The following is a 22,608-nucleotide window of genomic DNA, read 5'->3' as shown; positions in this document are numbered from 1 at the left end:
CAGGAAAGCGAGTTATTTCCCATCCAACCCTAGTCTTGATATGGCAACGGACCTGAAATATCTAGAAACTAAATCTCCAAGAAGTGGGGAGCAATTATGGATTAATGATTAAATTTTAAACAATAGATGAATGGAGGTGATTACAATGGCGGTTATCGGAGACAAACTAGCTTATTATGCCCAAGAACACCCAGATAAGCTAGCAATTCACACTCAGGATAAAAAGATAAACTATCAAGACCTGCAAGCTGACATTCAACGGTTAACTAGAAAACTAACCTATTTTTCCGGTAATCTAAGTGGAAAGAAATTAGGGTTTCTCCTTAGAAATGACATTGACTGGCTGGAACTATTCATCGCCATTAGTCATAACGGGGGAATTGCCATACCATTTGATCCTAAATGGAGTGAAGTTCAATTAGACCAGATAGTAAAGGATGCCTCTCCTGATCTCCTCGTCTATGACCCTGTATATTTAGAGCGATTCCCGCTTCTCAAGAAAGCGGGAATAGAGCTTGAACAGCTGCAGACTCTGCCTGAAGCATACCAAGCTTCTAAGGCGTCACCAGAGGATCTATTTTACATCGGATATACTTCAGGAACCACAGGTGATCCCAAAGGCTTCCAAAGAACTCATTCCTCATGGGCGGATTGTTTTCAAGAAGGACAGCGGGTATTTTCTCTATCAGAAAATGATCGGATTCTTTGCCCCGGACCTCTAGTTCATTCCCATTTTTTATATGCTGCTGTTCAAGCACTCCATCTTGGTACTACCTTATATTTAACACCTACCTTTGATGCTCATGAGGTAAGTGAAATTCTTACAAATGAAAGAATAACTGTTTTATATATCGTGCCTACAATGTGTGAAGCCATTCAGAGAATTACACCTCAATCCCAGTCTTTTCCTCTGGAAAAATTGATCTCATCAGGGGCGAAGTGGGCATATGAAGCTAAAAAGCAAGCTGCTTTTCTGTTTCCGGAAAGTTCCATTTACGAATTTTACGGAGCTTCTGAATTAAGCTTTGTGAGTGTGCAGAAATTCGATATTTCTCGCAAAATTCCAGGGGCTATTGGCAAACCTTTCCCTCAAGTAACGATTGATATTCGTGATGAGCATGGAGGCGAGGTTTTTGATGGGGAAGTCGGGTACTTATTTGTGAAGAGCCCATGGTTATTCGCTGGTTACTTTAATCGTCCGGAAGAAACTTCAAAGGTATTTTCTGGATCCTGGGCCAGTGCAGGGGACTTGGCTTACAAGGATCAGCAAGGAGAAGTCATATTGATCGGCCGGTCGCAGAATATGATCATTAGCGGAGGTCTGAATATTTATCCTGAAGAGGTAGAGCAAGTCATTAAGACATTTCCAGGGATCGAGGAAGCAGTAGTGTTTGGAGTGGAGGATAACTATTGGGGAGAGAAGGTAGTCGCTGTCTATTCACAATCCCAAGCTATCGAACAGGAACATTTGAAAGCACATTGTATAGAGCTTCTACCTCGCTATAAATGTCCGAAGGAGTGGCATGTTACAGCTGAGTTTCCATACACCACGAGCGGTAAACCAGCTAGAAAAGAAGTAGAATCTGTCTATGGCCTAAGGAAAGGAGAGGGATGATGGCGGAAGCTGTAGTGGTCCATGTGAAGCGTACGGCCGTCGGTAAAATGGGAGGTGTTTTATCAAGATATTCTCCCGAGAAGCTTGCAGCCTGTTTAATTAAGAATCTTATTAATCAAACAGAAATAGACCCTCATGAAGTGGATGATGTGATCCTAGGAAATGTCGTTGGACCTGGGGGAAATATCGCGCGATTATCTGCCTTGGAAGCTGGACTTCCTCTCTCTGTGCCTGGAGTTACAGTAGATCGTCAGTGTGGTTCGGGATTGGAAGCGATAGTTATGGCAGCGCGGCAAATTCAGGCAGGAGCAGGGGAGGTTTACCTGGCAGGTGGAGTGGAGAGTACGAGCCTCGCTCCTTGGAAAATTGAAAAACCTTCTTCGGTCTATGACCCGGCTGGCCCCTCTTTTTATTCCCGCGCTAGATTTTCTCCTGAATCTATCGGGGATCCTGAAATGGGAGCTGCAGCGGAGAATGTCGCCCAAGAATTTAACATTTCCCGGAAATCGCAGGATGAGTACGCTTATAACAGTCATCAAAAGGCGTTACATGCTCAAAAGGAAGGCAGCTTTGCTGAGGAAATCCTTGCTGTAGGAGAGGTCGATCAAGATGAATGCCCCCGCCCTGGCTCTACGCTTGAGAAGTTAGCCTCCCTGCCGCCCGTTTTTCAAGAGCAGGGGACGGTAACAGCGGGAAATGCGTGTCCATTGAATGATGGTGCAGCTCTCGTTCTGGTGATGTCTTTAAAGAAGTGCAGACAGTTGGGGTTAAATCCTCTGGCTAGATTTTTAGATTCGACTGTTGCAGGAGTCGATCCTAATTTACTAGGGATTGGGCCGGTTCCAGCGGTGAGGAAATTGTTACGCCGTCTTTCGTTTCAAGTGGAAGATGTGGACGTGGTTGAATTTAATGAAGCGTTTGCTTCTCAAGTTATTGCTTCCCTGAAAGAATTACATATTCCCTTTGAAAAAGTGAACCTTTCAGGTGGTGCTCTTGCTCTCGGTCATCCTTATGGAGCTTCCGGAGCGATTCTTGTTACTCGTTTGCTAACTGAGATGCGGCATCAGCAGTTTACGCGAGGATTAGCCACTTTAGGTATCGGCGGGGGTATGGGCCTTGCAGCTATGTTTGAACGGATGGACGGAGGTGAGCTCAATGATCGATAAGTGGATTGGACATACTACGCCTCAGCAGTCGATCACTATTGGGATTGAAGAAGCTGTCCATTTTGCAAAAGCTATTCAGCCAGGACTCTCTTTCAGTAAATCATTGAAAGAAGGCAAAACCATATTTCTCCCACCTACAATGGCAATTACTTTCATGAACAAAATTCAGGTTCCCTGGTTAAGGGAGTCGGATGGACTGATTCACGCCAAACAAAGCTTTGATTATCGGAAACGTTTAGCAGCCAACCACCCTTATCTGTGCACCCTTACTCTGGAAGAAGTATTTGCAAAACCAGGGAAACGGGGACTGATGACCTTTGTAATCCAGTCGCTTGCTATTTATGACGAAGAGGATCTTCAAGCTACTGCACGCACCACGTTAGTTTTGCCAGAGAGGGGAGAGGTGAAGTGAAGTGAAAGATTTGCATATAGGACGGACATTTGTCTATCAAATGGATGAAGCGATTACTGCCGAAATAATTTCGGAATATGCGGACGCCTCTGGAGATAAGAATGCGATTCATCTGGATGACCATGCTGCTAAAGAAGCAGGTTTTTCAAAGCCCGTGGTTCACGGAATGTGGTCGTGTGGATTAGCCGTGAGTGCTGTTCAACAATGGTTTGGTGTAGGGATTTTCATACATTATCTAGAGACCTCTTTTATTAATCCTTTGCTTCAAGGGGATCAATTAACTATAACTGGAGAAATTGTTCGTGTAACGTTCGATGATTTTTCAGTGAAAATCGGTGGGGTTAATCAGGCAGAGCAAGTCATTTTTAGAGGCGAATTCAGGCTAAAGGAGGGGTTACATGAATGAGGAAGTCATTATCATCACTGGCGCGACTAAAGGGATTGGAAAAAGCACGGCGAAGCTGCTCGCTGCAAAGGGAGCGGCAGTCGTTGTAAACGGCAGACACTCTTCAAGTGTAGATCAGGTAGTCGATGATATTCGTGTAAATGGAGGAAAGGCTGCAGGAGCAGCTATTTCGGTAACGGACCCTGAGGCGGGAGATGTACTGACAGACACGGCTTTGCAACATTTTGGCAAGGTGACTGGATTGATTAATAACGCCGGAGTCATTCATGATCGAATTTTTCATCGAATGGAATTGCAGGAATTCACAGAAGTGATGGATGTTCATGTGAAAGGCACCTTTATTTGCAGTCAAGCCGTTACCAACTATTTTAAGTCCACCCATACACCTGGTTTTTTACTTCATATGACCTCGCTGGCAGGACTTATTGGTACAGTCGGCCAGGTGAATTACAGTGCGGCAAAGGCGGCCATAATTGGCATGATGATGACGATGGCTAAAGAATTAGAAAGAGATCATATCCAAGTGAATGCTGTGGCACCTGCAGCCAAGACGGATATGACTCGCCCTTTTCTTGAGAAATTAGAGCTTTCCTCTGCCACAGAAGAAGAGAAGCAGTATTGGGAGATTGGGACAGCGGATCAGGTAGCTGATTTTCTGGCCGGCTTCATTCAGAATAGATCGATGGATCAAACCGGAGTCGTATACTCTATTAATAAAGATGAAGCTGGCATTTGGCTTCCTCCCTCATACGTCATGCTTTAAGATACTAGCGGCACGCTCTTTCAAATAGGGCGGCCGTATTTTTTGTGTTATGGTAGAGGGTAGAATTGAAAATTAAGAATAAGGCAGGAGAATAGAATGGCACAAGAAATAAAAATAAAAGTGCGTCGTCCACATGTGAATAAGTTTAAAAACGGCTATCCACTAATCCACAAGGAATCGGTTGTTTCTACTGAAAAATTAACTAAAGAGGGATCCATTCTTAAACTTGTGGATGAGCATGATCAATTTATTGCAAAAGGATATTTCGGAAAACAAAATAAAGGTTACGGCTGGGTTCTTAGCTATCATGAACAGGAAGAGATTGACCAGTCTTTTTTTGACAACCGGTTAGAGAAAGCGATTCAGCATCGGAAGTCATTCTTTAAGCGTGAGGATACCACGGCTTTTCGTCTGTTCAATAGTGAAGGGGATGGAATTGGCGGTTTAACCATTGATTACTTTGATGGTTATTACTTAATTAATTGGTATAGTGAAGGAATATACTCCTTTCGTTCCTCCATCATTGAGTCACTAAAGAAACTGGTGGACTACAAAGCAATCTATCAAAAGAAACGGTTCGGTAAGCAAGGTTCTTATATCGATGAGGATGAATTTGTAGCAGGGGAAAGAGGAGAGTTTCCGATTTTCGTGAAAGAAAACGACGTTCGATTTCCTATCTATTTAAATGAGGGTGCGATGGTTGGATTGTTTCTGGACCAGCGTGAGGTTCGTAAATCCATTCGAGATCACTATGCTGCTGGAAAATCAGTTTTAAACACCTTCTCTTATACGGGTGCCTTCTCAGTTTACGCTGCACTAGGCGGTGCTTCACACACAACAAGCGTGGACCTTGCCAACCGCAGCTACGCGAAAACCATTGAGTCCTTCAGTATTAATAACATTGACTATGAAGCTCAGGACATCATTGTAGAAGATGTTTTTAAATACTTTAAGTATGCTAAGCGCAAGGAGAAGCAATTTGACTTTGTAGTCCTTGATCCGCCTAGCTTTGCAAGGTCTAAAAAGCATACATTTCGGGCTGAGAAGGACTATACAGCTCTGCTTAAGGAAACCATTGATATTACAGCTGTTAATGGGGTGATTGTAGCTTCAACGAATTGCAGTAAATTCAATATGAAGAAATTTAAGTCCTTCATTGATTCTGCTTTTAAGCAGTCCCAATTTAAATATAAACTTGTTGAGGAGTATACGTTACCTGAAGATTTTAAAACCACCTCGAGTTTCAAGGAAGGTAATTATTTAAAAGTAGTTTTTGTAAAAAAAATTAAATAAGCCATCCTTTTATCTATCTTTTACTATGCTGGATCTGAGTCTTCTGGCATAGTTTTTTTGTGTGCTAAATTCTTAGTCCGCTCGTTAGGAAATGACAATTTTCCTCAGTCCGGGCTTTTGGTGGGAGATATTGGTGAATATTGTAAATTTACGTCATTGTACACAAATATGATTACATGCACACAATTTAAATACAAATGTACACAATTATGATTGCATGTAAACAAATGTGAATACAAACTGCTAAATCAATATGCGTACAAAAAAGAATACAAGTGTGCAAATTAGTAAAGTTGTATGCGGAAAAGAACACGAAAAAAGGCACATTGACTAATTGCTGAAAGTTTAATAGATTTAAATATAGTGCTAGGTAAAATCTAGTAATCCAAGAATAGATTAGAAAAAAAGGAGAATTGAATTTATGACACAATCGAGAATAGCGGCGATAGACGTCGGAAATGATGCGTTGAAAGCAAACTTTGGAAGAATGGAATCTGAGTTATACCTTCCTAACGTGGTTGCAAGAGATTTAGAAGATCGTCCGGTAATAGGGATTGAGGAGTTAGATGAAAAGGATCCACTAGACAATCTGCATATTCGAGTGCATTCTCCTGCTCTAAAAGAAAACAATGCGATTTACCGTGTGGGTACACTAGCTACTAAAACGAGCAATTCAACTGAATTAGATCCGGGGAGTTATAAATCTGAAGAAGATCAGACTCTAATCATGCTGTTTGCTTCTCTAGCATTAGATGCTGTGGGAGCAAAGGATTCTCAATCAGCCAAAAATAACGTCATTGATGCGAATTATACGCTGGGTACAGGACTTCCTCTTCGTGAAGTTAAAGAAGGTAAAGATGTAGGCTATCGCTCTCAGCTGCTTGGTTCTGTGCACCAGGTTGAGTTTCTGGTAACTCCGAAATATCAGGGAATTAAAGTCAACATTAAATTTGATGAAGTAAAAGTTTACCCTGAAGGATTTGCTGCCTACGTTAACTTAGTGATGGATAATGATCTTAAGATTATTAATAAAGAACTGGTCGACAAACAAATTCTCATCCAGGACATCGGCGGTCTTTCTACGGATATTGCTGTAATTCGTAACCGGAATGTGGACGATGATAAAGCTCAAGGATTTAACCTTGGAGTAGCAGAGTCACTAGAAGCGATCCGCGATGAAATTTTGACAAAACATGGCGTTGAACTAGACAGCCGTCGTGATGTTGTAGACATTATTACTAGAAATCATGATCGTCACCATATCATGGTGAAAGGCAGCAGAACGAATGTGCATGACATTACAGACAGAATTCTGCTTGAACTTGCTAAAAAGCAATATCGCTACCTTCGTAATGTATGGCAGAAGAACTCCCAGTCTGAAATCTGCTATTTTGTAGGCGGTGGTTCAGCTGTTCTTAAGGATTACATTAAAACGTTAAATAACAAGCTTGACGGCTTTAATATTGAATTCTTTGAGGATGAAGATGAAAGTATCTGGATGATGGCCAATGCTTACTACAAGCTGATTTCTGATTTCCTACGCAAGAATTCTAAAGATCAGCACAAAGATATGAGAAAAGACCAAAAAGAGAAGACAGCGTCATCTAAGTAAGGTGATTGAATGAGAAATTCTAAAAACAGTGTGGAAAGGGGACAATCCATTACATTCCGTGTCCCCTCTGACACACCTGACCATCTTTTAAGACAACTATCGGAGCTTAAAGATAATGAGCGAAGAAATTTCTCCAGTAAAATCGCGCAATTTGTTATGGAAGGGGTCAATGAATCTTTTTCTAAGGAAAAGGAAACGGTAACGATCCCCTTGCCGAAGAAGCTTACGAAAGAACAAAGAAATTGGATTAAACATGAACACTCCGAAGCGCTAATAGGAAGTATTCTCTATCAATTAATGATGGATCCAATGAGAGCTACTACGCTGCTGGCTTCACTGAACAGCAATGCTTATGATATTAATGAAGCATTATATTTACAGGAAGAGACAGCTGCATCGCAAGAACGATCTCCTATAGAAAACCCCGTTGCAGAAGCAGAAGTACCTATCGAGGAACCAGATTGGGAAAACATTGATGACCAGCTGGATGATTTAAATTTAGATAACTTGCAGGATGACCTGCATGTTAAGCAAGAAGAAAGTAAGAAAGAGGAAGATGACGACGATTTACTGGGAGATTTTCTATCTAGTATGAATAAATAAACCAAAGAGACCGGAGCTTACCGGTCTTTTTTTATCCATAAATTTATTAATAAATAGTACAGGGTTCGTCTATGCCTTGCCCTCTGTCGATCTCTTAGTGGTGAGGAAATTTAAGGACGTCTTAACGCCCGTTTAGAATCAAATGCTTCTAACGTAATTAAATTTCAAAAGTTACAAAAACACGGACTTACCTCGAGTGATCACCGTATTCTGGCCATTTTCACACCGAAGATTTATTATTTTTATCATAGGAACTACTAAATAGAAAAAATCAGCCTGGATACAAATTCCCGGGCTGACCATTTCGCCTATTAGCTTAACTGGTTATGCTCTGCAAATTTAACGAACGATCTTTCCTCTTCCACTAGACCGCAGGTGCCGCATTGAATCTTGCGGGAAGGTCCTTTGTAGCTTACGTGAAAGGCGTCTAGCTGGTTATCTTCATATTCGGTAATAACCTCACCTGACTTAGGGTCCATTTTTACAGATTTGGGTACTTGTTCAATAATATTAAATCTTGATCGGTTCGTTTTGCAGCTGGGACATAAATAAGGTTCCATATAAACACCTCCGAATCCTATTATTCCCAAATTGAAAAAACTCATGTAAAAAAAGTTAAGAAGATTAGATTAAGGGAAATAGGTAAAATAGAATACTCTTTTCTAAGGTGGTGTATTAGGTGGCTGAAGAATTTATAAGGCAAGTGGATAAAATGGGGCGTTTGGTGATCCCTAAGCAAGTTCGGAATACTCTAGGATTTGAGCATGTTGATCTTTCCATCACTACCTTAAAAAATGGCAGGGGAATTACACTGACAAAAGCTACTGAAAAGGATAAAGATAGCAGGACTTTAGATAGTTATGGAAGGCTGCTGGTCCCTATTGAACTTAGAGAACAACTTGGATGGGAATTTGGGAAATACGTCGAGGTGAATATAGAAGGCAGCAAAGCCATTCTTCAGGACCAAAAGGACCAATGTGAAATTTGCGGAGCAACCGAGTCACTTCTAGCAATCAAACAATCCTTTTTATGTGAAGACTGTCTCCTGGAAGGGTTAGAAAGTGTCACTGCACGCTGGGTTACTGTGATGGACCAGCTGGTGAACGAGTATAAAGAGGAATGTTTTGCAGCTCTTGCTTTCGAAGACATAGAAGTTACTCATCAAGCCAGGGTAAAAGGCAGACGACTTCATGCTTTATTTAGCTTTGTTGGAATTACAGAAGATCATTCGTTAATGAAACGATTAAAGAAAGCCCATAAGAAACTAGGTAAAGTGAGAGAAAAGGATGTACTAATCGAGGAATTTCAAGAAAGGGCTAAAAAGACAGAAGAGAAGTCAGATGCTGCGGTGTATAAGCAGTTAAGTGAAAAAGCAGAAAACAAGAGACTCGATCATCAGAAGAAAATGGAAGCAAAATTGCCCAACATCATCAACCAGGAATTTATTGACGAATGGAACCGATTTAGAGAGAAGGAATTCAGGAAATACGTGTTATTTTTAAATATTCCTTACCGGTTAGAAGAGTATGAAAAGACATTTGACGAAGCGATAGCTGAATATGAAGAAATAGTAAGAGACCGGGGGATTGAATCAGCCGATGCATTAAATGCGCTCCATCACATTCGGATTCAAGCGAAGAATCTTCGTTATATTTATCGTTATCTTGATGAAGTTTATAATAAGGATTACCAGGAACTCGCGGACTTCTACACAGATTATCAAAGACAGTTTGGAGATATTCATGATCTCTATTATTGGCTGGAACGGTTAAAGAAAGATCGTAAAAACCTTCAAGTTAAAAAGAAGGCGGTAAAGCGAGTGAAGAAAGAACTGAAGCAGGAACTGGCAGACAACCTCCAGTATGTGAATGTAAATAAAAATTCTGAGTGAATGAATGTAGTAAAAAAACAGCCGCCTCAATTTTCATTAGTGGCGACTGTTTTTAATTTGAATACGGTTACCTTTTGGTGGCCTAGTTGGTAAACTTAAAGAACTTTAGGTTAAATTATGAAGCCGGGTAAAGTAGCCTTGAAGAGAGGCGGAAACATCTTCATAAATAGAAAATAGCTCACGGTATTTCTCGTGATTTTCAGAATTCGGTACATATTCCTCGTCCATAGGGATTGAAGCTTTAATATCCTCTAACCGTTCTACATGACCCGTGCTGTACAAGGCCAGCCAGGCAGCGCCCCAAGCTGAACTTTGGTGGCTGTGAGGAATTTGAATCGGCTTATTAAAGATATCTGAGAGCATCTGTACCCAGAAAGGAGACCTCGCGAATCCGCCGCTCGCATAAATTTTTTCATGTTGATTTCCTAAACGTTCTAGAGCACTTGCGATATGCAAGATTGAGAAATGAACGCCTTCCATCGCTGCCCGAGTCATATGTTCTTTTTTATGAGCAGGGGTAAGCCCAATGAAGGATGCCTTCGCTTCCGCATTCCAGAACGGCGCTCTTTCTCCGTTTAAATAAGGGAGGAAGAGAAGATTGTTGGCACCAGGTTCTACAGTAGATGCCATTTCGCTTAATTGCTCTACACTGATTTCCTGGTCTTCATTTTCCCATAATTGCTGTAGCCAGCCGAGCACCAGTCCGCCATTATTTGACGGTCCGCCGGTAATCCACAAATCTTCTGTAAAACTATAAGAGAAAATTTCTTGCTTCTCATCCAGCATCGGCTTTGAAGAGAACTGACGGATCGCACCGCTAGTCCCGATTGTGATCGCCGTTTCTCCTGGATGGATCGCTCCAATGCCCAGGTTGGCAAGCGGGCCGTCACTTGCTCCGATGACAAAGGGAGTTTCTGGACTCAAGCCTGCTCCTGCTGCTTTCTCTGGGTCAAGCCCTTCTAAACGATAGGTGGGAGAGACAGGAGTAAATAAATGTTTCTCTTCAATAGATGCAAGCTTTAATGCCTCTTCGTCCCAGGAATGCGATTGGATATTAAACAGTCCAGTGGCTGCCGCTATGGAATAGTCCACTACCTTTTCTCCGAACCAGCGATAGATCAGAAATTCTTTAATGGATACAAAAAAGCTGGCAAGTTTTCGAGGTTCATAGTTGCAATTTTTCATCCATACCAGCTTGGAAAGGGGTGCCATTGGATGAAGCGGTGTCCCAGTCCGGATGTATAAGTCTGGATGTAATTCCTTTAAACTCACGGCTTCCGCAGAACTGCGGGCATCTGCCCAGATGATGGACGGTGATAGCGGGTCGCCGGCTTCATTCATACAAATTAATGAATGCATCGCTGTCGAAATCCCTACGGTGAGAATCTGTTCTTTGGAGATCTGAGCTTTATCGATACTATCCTTCATCGCCTTTAATGCCGCGGCCTCAATTAACAATGGGTCTTGCTCTGCATACCCTACTTGTGGATGTTCGAGAGAGTAGCCCTCTTCCTGTTCTGCTTCTACTTGACCATCTAAATTAAAAATGACGGATTTAGCACTTGTTGTGCCCAAATCCAGTCCGATTACATATGAATTCATGAATGTCTTCCTTTCCGTGTTATACTCGTTTTCGTAAAATGGCATCCCGCATTTTCTGTGTCGCTTGCTGAGACTCTGCCTTGGTCTTCATACTATAGCTGACAAATAATGAGTCAATGAGGGAAAGCTCAGCTATCCTTGAAGCTAAGGCCTCAGAACGGAATTCTGTTTCCTGCGCCACCGTGTACAAGGAGATATCAACGAGTTTAGTTAAAGGTGATTTTGCGAAATTTGTAATGGCGATCGTTTTGGCTCCATGCTCTTTTGCAATATCAATAATGTCCAGGGCATCTTTATTAGATCCTGTATGAGAAATGATAATAGCTACGTCTCGAGGTGTCAGCTGTGATGCAGACATTAATTGCAAGTGGGTATCTGAATAAGCATGGGTGGACATTCCAGTTCGGATGAATTTGTGCTGAGCATCCAATGCGACAATACCTGAGCCGCCATTTCCATAAAAGAAAACACGGTCCGCTTCAAGCAGGAAGTTCAGCGCCTGATGCAGGGTTTCCTGATTTTGAATATCCCGGGAGGCTTCCAATGCACGAATATTGGCTTGAAAAACTTTTTCAGCAATATCAAGTTCTGTATCGTTTTCGCTAATGGTTTCATGTATATCTTTAATAGGGTTCACCGTTTCCGAGGCGAGCGCTATTTTTAAAGCTTGGTAGCCTTTAAACCCAAGGCGTTTACAGAATCTGAAAACGGTTGCATCCGCAACCATAAGATCATCAGCAACTTGATTAATCGTAGAGTGGACAATGTTTTCGGTATTTTCCAATATATAGTCAGCGATTAATTTCTCTTTTTCACTAAATTGACTGTATGAGGAGCGGATTCGGCTGATTACATGTTTGGCTGGTACTTCCATCATTCTAGTTTCCTCCTATAAGGTGAACAAGTTACTTCTATTGTATATGAAAAATATTTCAAAAAAAAGTAATAGAGAGTGAAATTTTTTTCTTGAAAACGCTTGTATTAAAAAAATATTCTTGTATAATCGGTGTTATAGAAAAAATATTTCAACAATTTGCATTGGAACGAGGGGGGAAAACATGCAAGTTGGTTTAGTGGGTCTTGCGCAAATGGAATACAGGTAAGTTGTGAACCTGATGGATTAAGGTCGCGAGGTATTTGCTATTTGGTGTAAACCTAGAACAACTCCAGCAGATCTTAAAGGACGGAGCAATTGGCGCCCGGAATTTACAAGGTCTAAGTAAGCAGGTGAATGTAATGCCATTGATGGCCAGTTTAAAAGCACCGCATTTGAAAGCGGTTACCCCTTCATTGGCAGAACAGAGATCGGACGTTTTTTAAAGATCGTACATATCGGCAGGGAATAGGGCATGATTGCCGTAGGGTATGAAATCTTAGGGAAAAGTCCATTCGCTCCTGGTTAGTAGAACTGATGGAGAATGTTTTCTCTAAAGATGCAAAGCTCGAAGTTATCCGCGGGGTATTAAGTTCCTCCGGAGAAGGAAAATGGGCACTGACTGCCCAGTAATTGCCAAGTCCCTGATGATACGTTCTCAGGATAAGCTGTGGCAGCACTAAGAATTGAATTTGGCGGCCATGCAGTCGTTAAAAATTAATATAATAAGGGAGATTGATCGTATGAAGAAAGTATTGTTGCTATTATCTACGGTATTACTAATTGCTATGCTTGCCGCTTGCGGTAATGGAGATTCATCAGGTGATGGAGATGAAAGCGCTTCAGGTGATGACGGAGTTAAAACAATTAAAGCAGGTATTGGATTAAACGAAGACCACCCTCAATACAAAGGGTTACTGAAATTTAAAGAAATCGTTGAAAAGAAAACAGATGGTAAAATTAAAGTTGAAACTTATCACAGTGGTCAGCTAGGTGATGACCGTTCAATGACTGAAGCCCTTCAGTTAGGGAGTCAGGAAGTTACAATTCCTTCTACAGCACCACTTGCAAACTTCGTACCAGATTTCAGCGTATTTGATATTCCGTTCCTATTTCCAAACACAGAAGTAGCGGATAAGGTTCTTGACGGCCAAGTAGGTCAAGATATTCTAAAGAAACTAGAAGATCAGAACTTAGTAGGACTAGCGTATTGGGAAAATGGTTTCCGTGACGTAACAAATAGTAAGCACCCAATCAAAACAATGGATGATTTCAAAGGTCTTAAATTACGTACAATGGAAAATGACTTGCACCTTGACGCTTTCAAAGCACTAGGAGCAAACCCTACTCCAATGGCATTTACGGAACTATTTACGGCTATGCAGCAAGGTACAGTTGATGGTCAAGAAAACCCTTATGCAACGATCTATCTGCAAAAGTTCTATGAAGTACAGAAATATGTTTCTAATACGCACCATATCTACAGCCCGTTTGTATTCCTAATGAGCAAAGATTTCTATGATGGACTTTCTGAAGATCAACAGAAAATTGTTAAAGAAGCAGCTGTTGAATCAGGTAAATACGAGCGTAAGCTGAATCGTGAAGCAAACGACAAATATTTAGACAAACTTCAAGAAGAAGGTATGAAGTACACAGAAATTTCTCCAGAAGCACGTGAAGAAATGAAGAAAGCTGTACAACCTGTCATTGACGATTACAAGAGTGAAATTGGTGAAGAAACTGTAGACAAAGTTTATCAAGCGATTGAAGATGCACAGAAATAATTAGTGAGGATATACGTTGCAGAGTTTACTCTGCAGCGTATCACTTTTTCTTAGGATTAAGTACAAAATGAGGGTCAGTTGAGGTGAAAAAATGAACATCATTAAAGCCATAGATCGAAGGTTGGAAGAAGTTCTGCTTTTTCTCTTCTCGACCGTTATGGTAAGTGTAATTTTCATACAAGTCGTTATGCGTGTATCTGGGAATTCCTTATCGTGGTCAGAGGAGCTAGCACGGTATTGTTTTATTTGGTTAGTGTATATAGGAATAAGTTATGGAGTGAAGAAACAGCGCCATATTAAAGTTGAAGCTGGATTGCTTTTACTCAATGATAAAGGGAAGCTGATCGCTTCCATGCTTGCGAATGTTATATTCTTAATCTTTTGTTTCTTTGTTATGTATTACGGTTATGACATAGCTAATCAGCTGCTTGGTTTTGGGCAGCAGTCGCCAGCTCTGCATCTTCCAATGGGGCTCGTGTACATGGCCACCCCAATCGGATTTGCATTGACGGCCATTCGTTTAATTCAGAATCTTTATAATCAGTTTAAGATGCTGACAGGCAAAAAAGAGGTAGAGATTGAAGATGAAAAAGACCGAATTCTGAAGCAGGAAGGGGAGGATGAATCATGACAACATTAGTATTATTCGGTTCATTTGCTATTCTCCTGATAATTAGTGTTCCTATCGGTATTGCTTTGGGTCTTTCTACTCTTATTACTCTCTTCTTTTCAGGCAGCATTCCAATTAATTTCTTAATGAAAGAGATGGTAACTTCTGTAGACTCCTTCCCCCTTATGGCTGTGCCATTCTTCATCTTAGCCGGTGAAATCATGGGGAAAGGCGGCATATCCGAACGGCTCTTCAACTTCGCAAATGCTTTGGTTGGGAATAAAACGGGTGGATTTGCTATGGCAACCATCGTTACTTGTATGTTTTTTGCGGCGATCTCCGGTTCTGGTCCGGCAACCGTTGCGGCCATCGGAGGAATCATGATTCCAGCAATGGTGAGACAAGGGTATGATAAGAAATTCGCTACGGCAACCGTAGCAGCTGCCGGCTCAATTGGAGTTATTATTCCTCCAAGTATCCCGATGGTTATTTACGGGGTTGTTGGTGGAGCTTCGATCGGCGACATGTTTATTGCCGGAATTATCCCTGGTCTTCTAGTTGGTTTATCTTTAATGGTTTGGGCTTATGTCCATTCGAGAAAACATAATTACAAAGGCTCTGAACAGAAAACGTCACTCGCCAACATTGGAAAGACGTTCTGGGAAGCTAAATGGGCGCTTGTAATCCCTGTTATTATCCTAGGCGGTATTTACGGTGGTATTTTCACACCAACAGAGGCAGCGGTTATTGCAGTAGTATACGGAATTATTGCCGGTCTGCTATTATATCGTGAGCTTAGCTTTAAAGACATGCCGAAATTGTTAGCGGATGCTGCTTTGACAACTGCGACTGTCCTCATTATTGTAGGATCCGCGACAGCATTCGGACGTCTGCTTACCGTTGAACAAATTCCTACACAAGTCGCTAATCTATTGTTATCGATTTCAGATAGTCATATTGTGATCATTCTACTCATCACAGTTTTACTTCTGATCGTCGGCTGTTTCATGGATACATTAGCCGCAATTATTATTCTAACCCCGATTCTTTTGCCGATCGCGGTAGATATTGGGTATGATCCGATTCACTTCGGTATCATTATGGTTGTAAACCTGGCTATTGGTTTCATTACTCCGCCGCTTGGTGTAAATTTATTTGTAGGGTCCGGAATCTCCGGCTTGTCCATTGAACAGTTATCGAAAGCAATTGTTCCATACTTCCTTGCTATGCTGTTCTCCTTATTAATGATCACGTTTATTCCTCAACTGTCATTATGGCTGATCAGTTTCGGTAATTAAACGGGAACCCATTGACCCTCTCCTTATAACTATTCAAAAAACCCTTGCCGAAAAGCAAGGGATTTTTGATACATAGAAAAGAAAAAATCAGCAGAGAAAGCAGGGATAAAGATGAAACCACTTGATGTAGTTACACTAGGCGAAACCATGGTGTTGTTTAGTTCCACCGAACACCTTCCGCTTGAATACGTGCATCAAATGCAAAAACAAATTGGCGGGGCGGAATCTAATGTTGCAATCGGTCTTTCCAGGCTGGGATTAAAAGCCGGGTGGATCAGTAAACTTGGGGAAGACCCTTTTGGACGGTATGTACAAAAGTTTATCCGTGGGGAAGGAGTGGACACGAGTGCTGTCACTTATACAGACAGAGCTCCTACCTCCGTCTTTTTTAAAGAAAAATTATCCGCAGAACAAGTCAACGTCTATTACTACCGAAAGAATTCTGCAGCAAGTTTAATGAGCGCGGATGATGTGAAGGGAGATTATATAGCTCAAGCTAAAGTGCTGCACGTGACGGGAATTACTCCTGCTTTAAGTGAATCCTGCAAGGAAGCCGTATTTCATGCCATTCAACAAGCAAAGGATCATAACCTGACTATTGTATTTGATCCTAACGTGCGCTATAAACTTTGGGACGACTTGGATGAGGCTCGTGAAGTATTATTGAAAATCGCTTCCTTAGCAGATTATATTCTTCCCGGTACAGATGAAGCTGCTTTCTTAACGGGTGAGGAAGATTATGAAGCATCAGCTCGTAAACTTCTAACGAATGATTCTCAGAAAGTCATCATGAAGCTGGGAGAAGAAGGAGCCTATTATCATTCGCTAGAGGAAACCGGCCGTGTCAGCGGATTTCCAGTTCAGCAGGTTATCGACCCCGTAGGTGCGGGAGACGGCTTTGCCGCAGGGGTAATCAGCCAGCTTCTTGAAGGGGCGTCCCTTGCTGAAATGACGGAATACGGTAATGCCGTTGGAGCTTTTGTCGTGCAAATGAGCGGGGACATTGAAGGAGTTCCCACTAAACCCCAACTCGAACAATTTATGAAGTCTGGAAATCGGAAGACAGACGTAGAGCGATAGAATAGGAGGAACTAGGATGAATAAAGCAATGAAACTTAACCGCCTGGAAGAAGGCGGTGTAATAGCGGTTATCCGTAAAATCAGAAAAGAGGATGTAGTTCCATTGGCAGATGCTTTAGTTGAAGGAGGCGTCACCACTCTTGAAATCACGGTAGATAGCGAACAAGCCTATTTAATGATTGAACAGGTGAAAGAACGCTTAGGCAGTAAAGCGCTTGTCGGTGCGGGAACGGTTTTAGATGGGGTAACAGCCCGGATGGCTCTTCAAGCTGGAGCTGACTTTATCTTTTCTCCTAACTATAATAAAGAACTTATTCAAGTGACGAACCGGTATGGGGCGATTTCCATTCCTGGAGTGATGACTCCTAGTGAAATGGTGGATGCCTATCAAGAAGGAGCAGATGCCGTTAAGATTTTCCCAGCATCTGTACTTGGACCGGGCTATATTAAAGATCTTCAGGGGCCGCTTGGTCAGATCCCTATGATTCCAACTGGCGGCGTTTCTATTGAAAATGCCGGTGATTATATTACGAACGGAGCCGTTGCAGTAGGGGCAGGTGGTTCTTTAGTAGATAAAGAGCTCATCCGTAATCAGGACTTTGACGGCATCACACAACTTGCCCGTCAGTTTACACAAGCAGTACAGCAAGCTAGAGGGGAGAAATAAGGATGAAAATTAAAGAGATTGAAACCTTTGTCGTGCCACCTAGATGGCTTTTCCTGAAAATCACCACGGATGATGGAATAGAAGGCTGGGGAGAACCCGTTGTCGAAGGACGTGCTGCTACTGTGGAAGCGGCTGTTCATGAATTGAAGGATTATCTTATTGGCAAGGACCCACTGCCGATTGAAGATCACTGGAATGTGCTCTATCGCTCTGGATTCTACCGAGGCGGCCCCATTCACATGAGTGCGATCGCTGGAATTGACCAGGCTTTATGGGATATTAAAGGGAAATACTATCAGGCACCTATTTCGGACTTAATGGGAGGCAAGTGCCGCGACTCAATCGATGTGTACTCCTGGATAGGAGGAGATCGTCCCTCTGATGTAGGAACCGCGGCAAAAGAAGCAGTAGCCAAAGGATTTAAGGCAATCAAGATGAACGGTACTGAGGAAATGCAGTACCTCGATTCGTATAAAAAAGTCGATGAAACCCTTGAGAGAGTCGACGCTGTCAGAAAAGCTGCCGGCAAGGATATAGGGATTGGAATTGATTTTCACGGCCGTGTCCATAAACCGATGGCAAAAATTCTGGCAAAAGAATTAGAAGTATACCGCCCCATGTTTATTGAAGAACCTGTGTTAGCGGAAAACAATGAAGCGTTAAAAGAAATTGCCTCCCACACTTCCATTCCGATTGCGACGGGTGAACGGATGTTTTCACGATGGGATTTTAAACAGGTACTTGCGGAGGGCTACGTAGATGTCATTCAGCCTGACTTATCTCATGCCGGCGGGATTACGGAATGTAAGAAGATCGCGACCATGGCAGAAGCATATGATGTCGGTTTAGCTCCTCATTGTCCGCTTGGCCCGATTGCTTTAGCCGCGTGTTTACAAGTGGATGCCACTTGTCATAACGCTTTTATTCAAGAACAAAGCTTAGGAATCCATTATAATCAGGGTAGTGATCTTCTAGATTATATTGAAGATTCCTCTGTGTTTGCTTATAAGAATGGACAAGTGGATATGTTGACGGGTCCAGGGCTTGGAATTACGGTTAATGAGAGAAAAGTGAAAGAAATGGCAAATGAAGGTCATCGCTGGCGTAACCCTGTATGGAGACATCAGGATGGCAGTGTAGCTGAGTGGTAACTTAAGATGTCGGTGTTTATTCAAGTGGTATTGCCTGTGTTGCTTATTTTTGGTGCAGGCTACCTTATTCAAAAAATGGCACGATTAGATATTAAATCGGTCTCAACCATCGCACTTTATATCATGCTACCTTGTCTAGTCTTTAAAACCTTTTACAATGCCGAACTCAATAGCGAATATCTAATGATGCTGGTGTTTTCCATCTTGCTGCTGGCAGCTATTTTGCTCATAAACAAAGTGGCGGCCAAGATCAAGGGCTATGATACATCGATGGAAAGCGGCTTAATCCTATCTACCGCGTTTATGAATTCCGGGAACTACGGGGCTCCCATCATTTTATTTGCGTTTGGAGATGAGGGATTCGTTTACTCCGTTTCTTTCCTTGTGCTTCAGGCCATTATCATGAATTTCTTTGGTGTTTATTATGCAGCAAAAGGGACCTCTGGGCTGAAAATGGCGGTCATTTCTGTTCTGAAAATGCCTCCCACTTATGCGGTTTTGATTGCGTTAGTTATGAATCTAGGCTCTATTACGATGCCGGAAAATCTTATGTCGAGTGTCAATTTGCTTGCTGATGCCACTATTCCTATGGTGATGGTGGTGCTGGGAATGCAGCTCGCAGGTATCTCCGTAAAGAGCATGGAATGGACGAAGGTATCCTACGCCTCTATAGTCAGGCTGGTTGCTTCGCCTATCATTGCGTTTGCTTTAACCCTTGTACTGCCAATGAGTGATTTAATGGCGAGTGTGTTAATTGTATCGGCTGCGATGCCTTCAGCCGCAACGACTACGATTTATGCGGTACAATTTAATGCAAAACCTGAATTAGTTTCAAGTATCACCTTAATGACTACGTTGTTTAGTGTGGTAACGATTCCTATCTTATTAACAATCTTTATCTGAACAAGTATATGAAGATTGTTATGAAAGATAATACAAGCAAAGATCATCTTTGCTTGTGCTGAAAACCTGCACCATCATTATGATCAAGAGAAAGGATGATCCAAATGGCTAACAAAGTAACGAAGACCATTCAAGTTTTTATTAAAGAATCCCAAACGATTATGGAATTAAGTCAAATTATTCAACAGTACGATTCCGAAATTCTTCTTAAGAAGAATGTTAATGGGAGTGTTATCGAAGCCAACTTGAAAAGCTTCCTTGGACTGATTAACCTGAGACTGCATGATGGAGATGAAGTTATTGTAGAGTGTATCGGTGAAGATGCAGAGCAAGCACTTGGTGAAGTAGAATCCTTTCTTCAGCCTAAAGACTAAATAGCAGACACGAAAAAAGACCCTGACTTTTTAAAGTAAGGGTCTTTTTTGCGGTTTGCATGATCTATTAGTTGGCCGCAGTAGTCTGTTCTTCTCCTTGCATGGGGAACCATTCCTGTGACCATTTTTCTATTTCATCCATAATTGGCTTAAGAGACAATCCTTTATTGGTTAGAGAATACTCAATACGTACAGGAGTTTCTGGGTAAACTTCGCGTTTAACGAGACCTTCCTTTTCCATATCTTTCAAGCGGTCGGATAATACCTTTCCGCTAATACCAATCGTGGATTCAATCGTACAAAAACGCTGCTGGCCTTCTAACAGTTGATAAATAATTAAGCCTGTCCAGCGTTTGCTTAGAATCCCAATGGCTTTCTCAAAACGGGGGCATATGGAAGAATTATTCATATTTCATCACTCCTAGTATTATCTTATCACAACTTAATGAGTAATAAAATATAGAACGACCATAAAGTTACTGGATGTCAATAATACACCTAAATATATTAGCTTACATAATGTAAGTTAATATAAAAATTCTGAGTAAATTCCCCTTTGGACCTCTATTTCTATTTGTTTGCCGCTGTTTCCACAAATTTAAGTTCTGGGAGCCAGCGGGAAATGTGTTCCTTAGTTTGTTCATATTCCTTTTTATACTTGTCCAGTTGATACATAGGGACTGCTTCATAATTATAAGGACCTTCCTTCGTTACAAATGTAACAAGGAATTTCGGGTTAACTGCTTGAATAGGATCCTGCTTATCTGAGGTTTTTTTAAGATTAAAGGTGAGCATTCCGCCTACCCTCTTGTTAAAATCGTCTTGCCCAGAAAAGAAATTACCAAGTGAATAGTCTACTAGCGTTTTATTCCCGTTTTTTCCAGTTACCCATGCTAGAGGCTGCAGAACATGAGGATGATGGCCAATCACTACATCTACTCCCTGATCAGCTGCAAATTGTGCCAGGTCCTTTTGTGCTTGATTGGGAAGGGGCTGATACTGCTGGCCAAAATGGAAGCTGACGACAACAGCATCGGCTTGGGATTGGGCTTGTTCAATATCATGTTTAATCTTGCCATAGTCGATTCGATTAACAAGATAAGGCATGCCTGACGGCGTTTTAATTCCGTTCGTTCCGTAAGTATAGCTTAAAAAGGCGACACTAGGTTTATTCTTTGTTTTATAAACACGAATGTGGTCATGGTCTGCCTGGCTTTTGTAAGCCCCGGTGTACATTAGACCTATGTCTTGCCAATTGTTAATGGCATGACGAATGCCCTCAGCCCCTTTATCAAGACTATGGTTATTAGCAATTGAAACTACATCTACACCTAAATCTTTAAGTGTCGACCCAATTTCCTTGGGTGAATTAAAAGCTGGATAACCCGAAAGACCAAGCTCGGTACCGCCGATCATTGTTTCTTCATTTGCGATTGTAATGGTAGATTGGTTTAAGTAAGGCTTTACCTGATCTAGCATGGGGGCAAAATCGTATCCATTATCGGTTTTCGCATCGGTATACACACGCTTATGTATCAGGATATCTCCAATGGCAGATATCGATAAAGATGATTGGAGTTGTGGTACGGGTTTAGTTTGAAGGCTCATTTGTGAAGTGGGACTCTCTGATGACTCTGTCTGTTTATCTTTTTTTAGAAGTGAGGGAGCACCGCACGCCGCCAAAAAGCCTAGGATAATTAAACTGCAAATAAAAAAACGAACGTGTCGAATGTCATTTTTCCTCCTTAGAATAGCTGGAATTAGTCCGAAATCCTCTTTATTCATCCTCATTATAACAAATAAATTCAATAAAATTCCATAAGTAATACCCTTTTAGAAGAGAGCTTAAAAGGGTATCTGAAAAAAGAGGAGTATGAAGGAGGTTCTCAAAGATGGAAAATAGACAAAAACATTCAGAGCAGGCTGATGCAGATTTTCATAGTAAAGAACAGTACGCTGATATAAAAATGGGTAGTCACAACATATTTTTTAAAAAAGGGTATGATGTCCTTTATACAATTAATGATTTTATTATTGGTGTTTGGTTTTTAATAGGAAGTATCTTTTTTTATTTTGAATCCTTAAAAACGTGGGGAGTAACGTTATTTGTACTGGGCAGTCTTCAGTTACTCATACGTCCGACCATTCGATTAGTTCATCGCTTTCATATGCGTAATTACTATAGAAAAGAATATGAAGAAAAGCAATCATAGAGGAATCCCCTGTTTATAAGCAGGGGATTTATTTTTTTCGAAGAATGTAAAAAGAGAAGTGTATCGTTCAAAAAATTCTGGCTGCTTGTTATCTTGTATGGTGAACTAGAAGACATCTGTAAGCTGTTTTCATTAATGATAATGCTCCTTTCTATAGTAAGGCGAGCTGAATATTTCTATCCCTATGGGCGATATTGAAGCGGAATTTCCGCTCAAAGATATGTTTTTTTCAATACTGCCTGAAGTGTAGATTTCGAGAACAGTATACGGCAAGGGGCGGAGGGGAACGAG

General features: G+C 41.5%; 24 protein-coding genes. 19 read left to right on the top strand and 5 right to left on the bottom strand.

Annotated elements, in window-relative coordinates:
* Positions 1–145: 145 nt before the first annotated feature.
* From Q7A53_RS18155 to Q7A53_RS18120, 8 genes are all read left to right on the top strand, one after another.
* Complete coding sequence (locus Q7A53_RS18155) at positions 146–1,615, top strand: AMP-binding protein (RefSeq protein ID WP_411790617.1); 1,470 nt, start codon at positions 146–148, stop codon at positions 1,613–1,615.
* The gene (locus Q7A53_RS18150) at positions 1,615–2,781 is read left to right on the top strand and encodes a thiolase family protein (protein ID WP_411790616.1); all 1,167 of its coding nucleotides are present in this window, start codon (positions 1,615–1,617) and stop codon (positions 2,779–2,781) included. Before Q7A53_RS18155 ends, Q7A53_RS18150 begins: the two co-directional genes overlap by 1 nt.
* Positions 2,771–3,193 carry an FAS1-like dehydratase domain-containing protein gene (locus Q7A53_RS18145; protein ID WP_411790615.1) on the top strand — a complete coding sequence of 141 codons (423 nt, stop codon included), beginning with the start codon at positions 2,771–2,773 and terminating at the stop codon, positions 3,191–3,193. The genes Q7A53_RS18150 and Q7A53_RS18145 overlap by 11 nt, the downstream gene beginning before the upstream one ends.
* Before the next feature lies 1 nt (position 3,194).
* Positions 3,195–3,599, top strand: coding sequence for a MaoC family dehydratase (locus Q7A53_RS18140; protein ID WP_411790614.1), 405 nt, complete (start codon positions 3,195–3,197; stop codon positions 3,597–3,599).
* The gene (locus Q7A53_RS18135) at positions 3,592–4,362 is read left to right on the top strand and encodes an SDR family NAD(P)-dependent oxidoreductase (protein ID WP_411790613.1); all 771 of its coding nucleotides are present in this window, start codon (positions 3,592–3,594) and stop codon (positions 4,360–4,362) included. The genes Q7A53_RS18140 and Q7A53_RS18135 overlap by 8 nt, the downstream gene beginning before the upstream one ends.
* A gap of 96 nt (positions 4,363–4,458) precedes the next feature.
* A complete protein-coding gene (locus Q7A53_RS18130) occupies positions 4,459–5,655 on the top strand; it encodes a class I SAM-dependent rRNA methyltransferase (protein WP_411790612.1) in 1,197 nt (398 codons plus the stop codon).
* 421 nt (positions 5,656–6,076) lie between these two features.
* On the top strand, positions 6,077–7,267 hold the full coding sequence (locus tag Q7A53_RS18125; protein ID WP_411790611.1) for an Alp7A family actin-like protein: 1,191 nt from the start codon (positions 6,077–6,079) through the stop codon (positions 7,265–7,267).
* A gap of 9 nt (positions 7,268–7,276) precedes the next feature.
* The gene (locus tag Q7A53_RS18120; RefSeq protein ID WP_411790610.1) at positions 7,277–7,870 is read left to right on the top strand and encodes a hypothetical protein; all 594 of its coding nucleotides are present in this window, start codon (positions 7,277–7,279) and stop codon (positions 7,868–7,870) included.
* Positions 7,871–8,181: 311 nt separating this feature from the next.
* On the opposite strand, the gene Q7A53_RS18115 is transcribed toward Q7A53_RS18120, so the two are convergent.
* Positions 8,182–8,430: a DNA alkylation repair protein gene (locus Q7A53_RS18115; RefSeq protein ID WP_411790609.1), complete on the bottom strand. Its 249-nt coding sequence runs from the start codon at positions 8,428–8,430 to the stop codon at positions 8,182–8,184.
* Between the two features lie 119 nt (positions 8,431–8,549).
* Here Q7A53_RS18115 and Q7A53_RS18110 point away from each other — a divergent pair, with 119 nt between their 5' ends.
* Complete coding sequence (locus Q7A53_RS18110; RefSeq protein WP_411790608.1) at positions 8,550–9,761, top strand: CHAD domain-containing protein; 1,212 nt, start codon at positions 8,550–8,552, stop codon at positions 9,759–9,761.
* A gap of 105 nt (positions 9,762–9,866) precedes the next feature.
* On the opposite strand, the gene Q7A53_RS18105 is transcribed toward Q7A53_RS18110, so the two are convergent.
* Together Q7A53_RS18105 and Q7A53_RS18100 are read right to left on the bottom strand one after the other, a co-directional pair.
* Positions 9,867–11,363 (bottom strand): gluconokinase, encoded by a 1,497-nt coding sequence (locus tag Q7A53_RS18105; RefSeq protein ID WP_411790607.1) that lies wholly within the window; start codon positions 11,361–11,363, stop codon positions 9,867–9,869.
* Positions 11,364–11,382: 19 nt separating this feature from the next.
* A complete protein-coding gene (locus Q7A53_RS18100; protein ID WP_411790606.1) occupies positions 11,383–12,240 on the bottom strand; it encodes a MurR/RpiR family transcriptional regulator in 858 nt (285 codons plus the stop codon).
* A gap of 260 nt (positions 12,241–12,500) precedes the next feature.
* Between Q7A53_RS18100 and Q7A53_RS18095 the strand changes: the two genes are divergently transcribed.
* The 9 genes from Q7A53_RS18095 (at position 12,501) to Q7A53_RS18055 (ending at position 20,104) form a co-directional block, all read left to right on the top strand.
* A complete protein-coding gene (locus tag Q7A53_RS18095) occupies positions 12,501–12,683 on the top strand; it encodes a hypothetical protein (protein WP_411790605.1) in 183 nt (60 codons plus the stop codon).
* A gap of 297 nt (positions 12,684–12,980) precedes the next feature.
* Positions 12,981–14,021 (top strand): TRAP transporter substrate-binding protein, encoded by a 1,041-nt coding sequence (locus Q7A53_RS18090; protein WP_411790604.1) that lies wholly within the window; start codon positions 12,981–12,983, stop codon positions 14,019–14,021.
* A gap of 91 nt (positions 14,022–14,112) precedes the next feature.
* Positions 14,113–14,652 carry a TRAP transporter small permease gene (locus Q7A53_RS18085; RefSeq protein WP_411790603.1) on the top strand — a complete coding sequence of 180 codons (540 nt, stop codon included), beginning with the start codon at positions 14,113–14,115 and terminating at the stop codon, positions 14,650–14,652.
* Positions 14,649–15,929 carry a TRAP transporter large permease gene (locus Q7A53_RS18080; RefSeq protein WP_411790602.1) on the top strand — a complete coding sequence of 427 codons (1,281 nt, stop codon included), beginning with the start codon at positions 14,649–14,651 and terminating at the stop codon, positions 15,927–15,929. The genes Q7A53_RS18085 and Q7A53_RS18080 overlap by 4 nt, the downstream gene beginning before the upstream one ends.
* Positions 15,930–16,040: 111 nt before the next feature.
* Entirely contained in the window at positions 16,041–17,009 is a 969-nt protein-coding gene (locus Q7A53_RS18075; RefSeq protein WP_411790601.1) for a sugar kinase, read from the top strand.
* A gap of 16 nt (positions 17,010–17,025) precedes the next feature.
* Positions 17,026–17,676, top strand: coding sequence for a bifunctional 4-hydroxy-2-oxoglutarate aldolase/2-dehydro-3-deoxy-phosphogluconate aldolase (locus Q7A53_RS18070; protein ID WP_411790600.1), 651 nt, complete (start codon positions 17,026–17,028; stop codon positions 17,674–17,676).
* A 2-nt stretch (positions 17,677–17,678) separates the two neighbouring features.
* Positions 17,679–18,827, top strand: a complete 1,149-nt coding sequence (gene dgoD / locus Q7A53_RS18065; RefSeq protein ID WP_411790599.1) for a galactonate dehydratase — start codon at positions 17,679–17,681, stop codon at positions 18,825–18,827.
* A 6-nt stretch (positions 18,828–18,833) separates the two neighbouring features.
* Complete coding sequence (locus Q7A53_RS18060) at positions 18,834–19,730, top strand: AEC family transporter (protein ID WP_411790598.1); 897 nt, start codon at positions 18,834–18,836, stop codon at positions 19,728–19,730.
* A 104-nt stretch (positions 19,731–19,834) separates the two neighbouring features.
* On the top strand, positions 19,835–20,104 hold the full coding sequence (locus Q7A53_RS18055; RefSeq protein ID WP_411790597.1) for an HPr family phosphocarrier protein: 270 nt from the start codon (positions 19,835–19,837) through the stop codon (positions 20,102–20,104).
* A 67-nt stretch (positions 20,105–20,171) separates the two neighbouring features.
* Here the strand turns inward: Q7A53_RS18055 and Q7A53_RS18050 are convergent, their stop codons facing one another.
* Entirely contained in the window at positions 20,172–20,513 is a 342-nt protein-coding gene (locus Q7A53_RS18050) for a winged helix-turn-helix transcriptional regulator (RefSeq protein ID WP_411790596.1), read from the bottom strand.
* Between the two features lie 161 nt (positions 20,514–20,674).
* Complete coding sequence (locus Q7A53_RS18045; RefSeq protein ID WP_411790595.1) at positions 20,675–21,889, bottom strand: CapA family protein; 1,215 nt, start codon at positions 21,887–21,889, stop codon at positions 20,675–20,677.
* 107 nt (positions 21,890–21,996) lie between these two features.
* Here Q7A53_RS18045 and Q7A53_RS18040 point away from each other — a divergent pair, with 107 nt between their 5' ends.
* Positions 21,997–22,317, top strand: coding sequence for a YrhK family protein (locus Q7A53_RS18040; RefSeq protein WP_411790594.1), 321 nt, complete (start codon positions 21,997–21,999; stop codon positions 22,315–22,317).
* Positions 22,318–22,608 lie beyond the last annotated feature (291 nt).

Source organism: Halobacillus rhizosphaerae, assembly GCF_046719735.1.
Taxonomy (GTDB): domain Bacteria; phylum Bacillota; class Bacilli; order Bacillales; family Halobacillaceae; genus Halobacillus_B; species Halobacillus_B rhizosphaerae.
Note: the sequence above shows the minus strand (reverse complement) of the source record. Positions and strands in the feature narration are given on the sequence as shown.

Excerpts from the sequence above, each read along its gene's own strand:
- Q7A53_RS18155 (WP_411790617.1), top strand. The coding sequence starts at position 146 with ATGGCGGTTATCGGAGACAAACTAGCTTATTATGCCCAAGAACACCCA.
- Q7A53_RS18150 (WP_411790616.1), top strand. The coding sequence starts at position 1,615 with ATGGCGGAAGCTGTAGTGGTCCATGTGAAGCGTACGGCCGTCGGTAAA.
- Q7A53_RS18145 (WP_411790615.1), top strand. The coding sequence starts at position 2,771 with ATGATCGATAAGTGGATTGGACATACTACGCCTCAGCAGTCGATCACT.
- Q7A53_RS18135 (WP_411790613.1), top strand. The coding sequence starts at position 3,592 with ATGAATGAGGAAGTCATTATCATCACTGGCGCGACTAAAGGGATTGGA.
- Q7A53_RS18130 (WP_411790612.1), top strand. The coding sequence starts at position 4,459 with ATGGCACAAGAAATAAAAATAAAAGTGCGTCGTCCACATGTGAATAAG.
- Q7A53_RS18125 (WP_411790611.1), top strand. The coding sequence starts at position 6,077 with ATGACACAATCGAGAATAGCGGCGATAGACGTCGGAAATGATGCGTTG.
- Q7A53_RS18120 (WP_411790610.1), top strand. The coding sequence starts at position 7,277 with ATGAGAAATTCTAAAAACAGTGTGGAAAGGGGACAATCCATTACATTC.
- Q7A53_RS18115 (WP_411790609.1), bottom strand. The coding sequence starts at position 8,430 with ATGGAACCTTATTTATGTCCCAGCTGCAAAACGAACCGATCAAGATTT.
- Q7A53_RS18105 (WP_411790607.1), bottom strand. The coding sequence starts at position 11,363 with ATGAATTCATATGTAATCGGACTGGATTTGGGCACAACAAGTGCTAAA.
- Q7A53_RS18100 (WP_411790606.1), bottom strand. The coding sequence starts at position 12,240 with ATGATGGAAGTACCAGCCAAACATGTAATCAGCCGAATCCGCTCCTCA.
- Q7A53_RS18090 (WP_411790604.1), top strand. The coding sequence starts at position 12,981 with ATGAAGAAAGTATTGTTGCTATTATCTACGGTATTACTAATTGCTATG.
- Q7A53_RS18085 (WP_411790603.1), top strand. The coding sequence starts at position 14,113 with ATGAACATCATTAAAGCCATAGATCGAAGGTTGGAAGAAGTTCTGCTT.
- Q7A53_RS18080 (WP_411790602.1), top strand. The coding sequence starts at position 14,649 with ATGACAACATTAGTATTATTCGGTTCATTTGCTATTCTCCTGATAATT.
- Q7A53_RS18075 (WP_411790601.1), top strand. The coding sequence starts at position 16,041 with ATGAAACCACTTGATGTAGTTACACTAGGCGAAACCATGGTGTTGTTT.
- Q7A53_RS18070 (WP_411790600.1), top strand. The coding sequence starts at position 17,026 with ATGAATAAAGCAATGAAACTTAACCGCCTGGAAGAAGGCGGTGTAATA.
- dgoD (WP_411790599.1), top strand. The coding sequence starts at position 17,679 with ATGAAAATTAAAGAGATTGAAACCTTTGTCGTGCCACCTAGATGGCTT.
- Q7A53_RS18060 (WP_411790598.1), top strand. The coding sequence starts at position 18,834 with ATGTCGGTGTTTATTCAAGTGGTATTGCCTGTGTTGCTTATTTTTGGT.
- Q7A53_RS18055 (WP_411790597.1), top strand. The coding sequence starts at position 19,835 with ATGGCTAACAAAGTAACGAAGACCATTCAAGTTTTTATTAAAGAATCC.
- Q7A53_RS18050 (WP_411790596.1), bottom strand. The coding sequence starts at position 20,513 with ATGAATAATTCTTCCATATGCCCCCGTTTTGAGAAAGCCATTGGGATT.
- Q7A53_RS18045 (WP_411790595.1), bottom strand. The coding sequence starts at position 21,889 with ATGAATAAAGAGGATTTCGGACTAATTCCAGCTATTCTAAGGAGGAAA.
- Q7A53_RS18040 (WP_411790594.1), top strand. The coding sequence starts at position 21,997 with ATGGAAAATAGACAAAAACATTCAGAGCAGGCTGATGCAGATTTTCAT.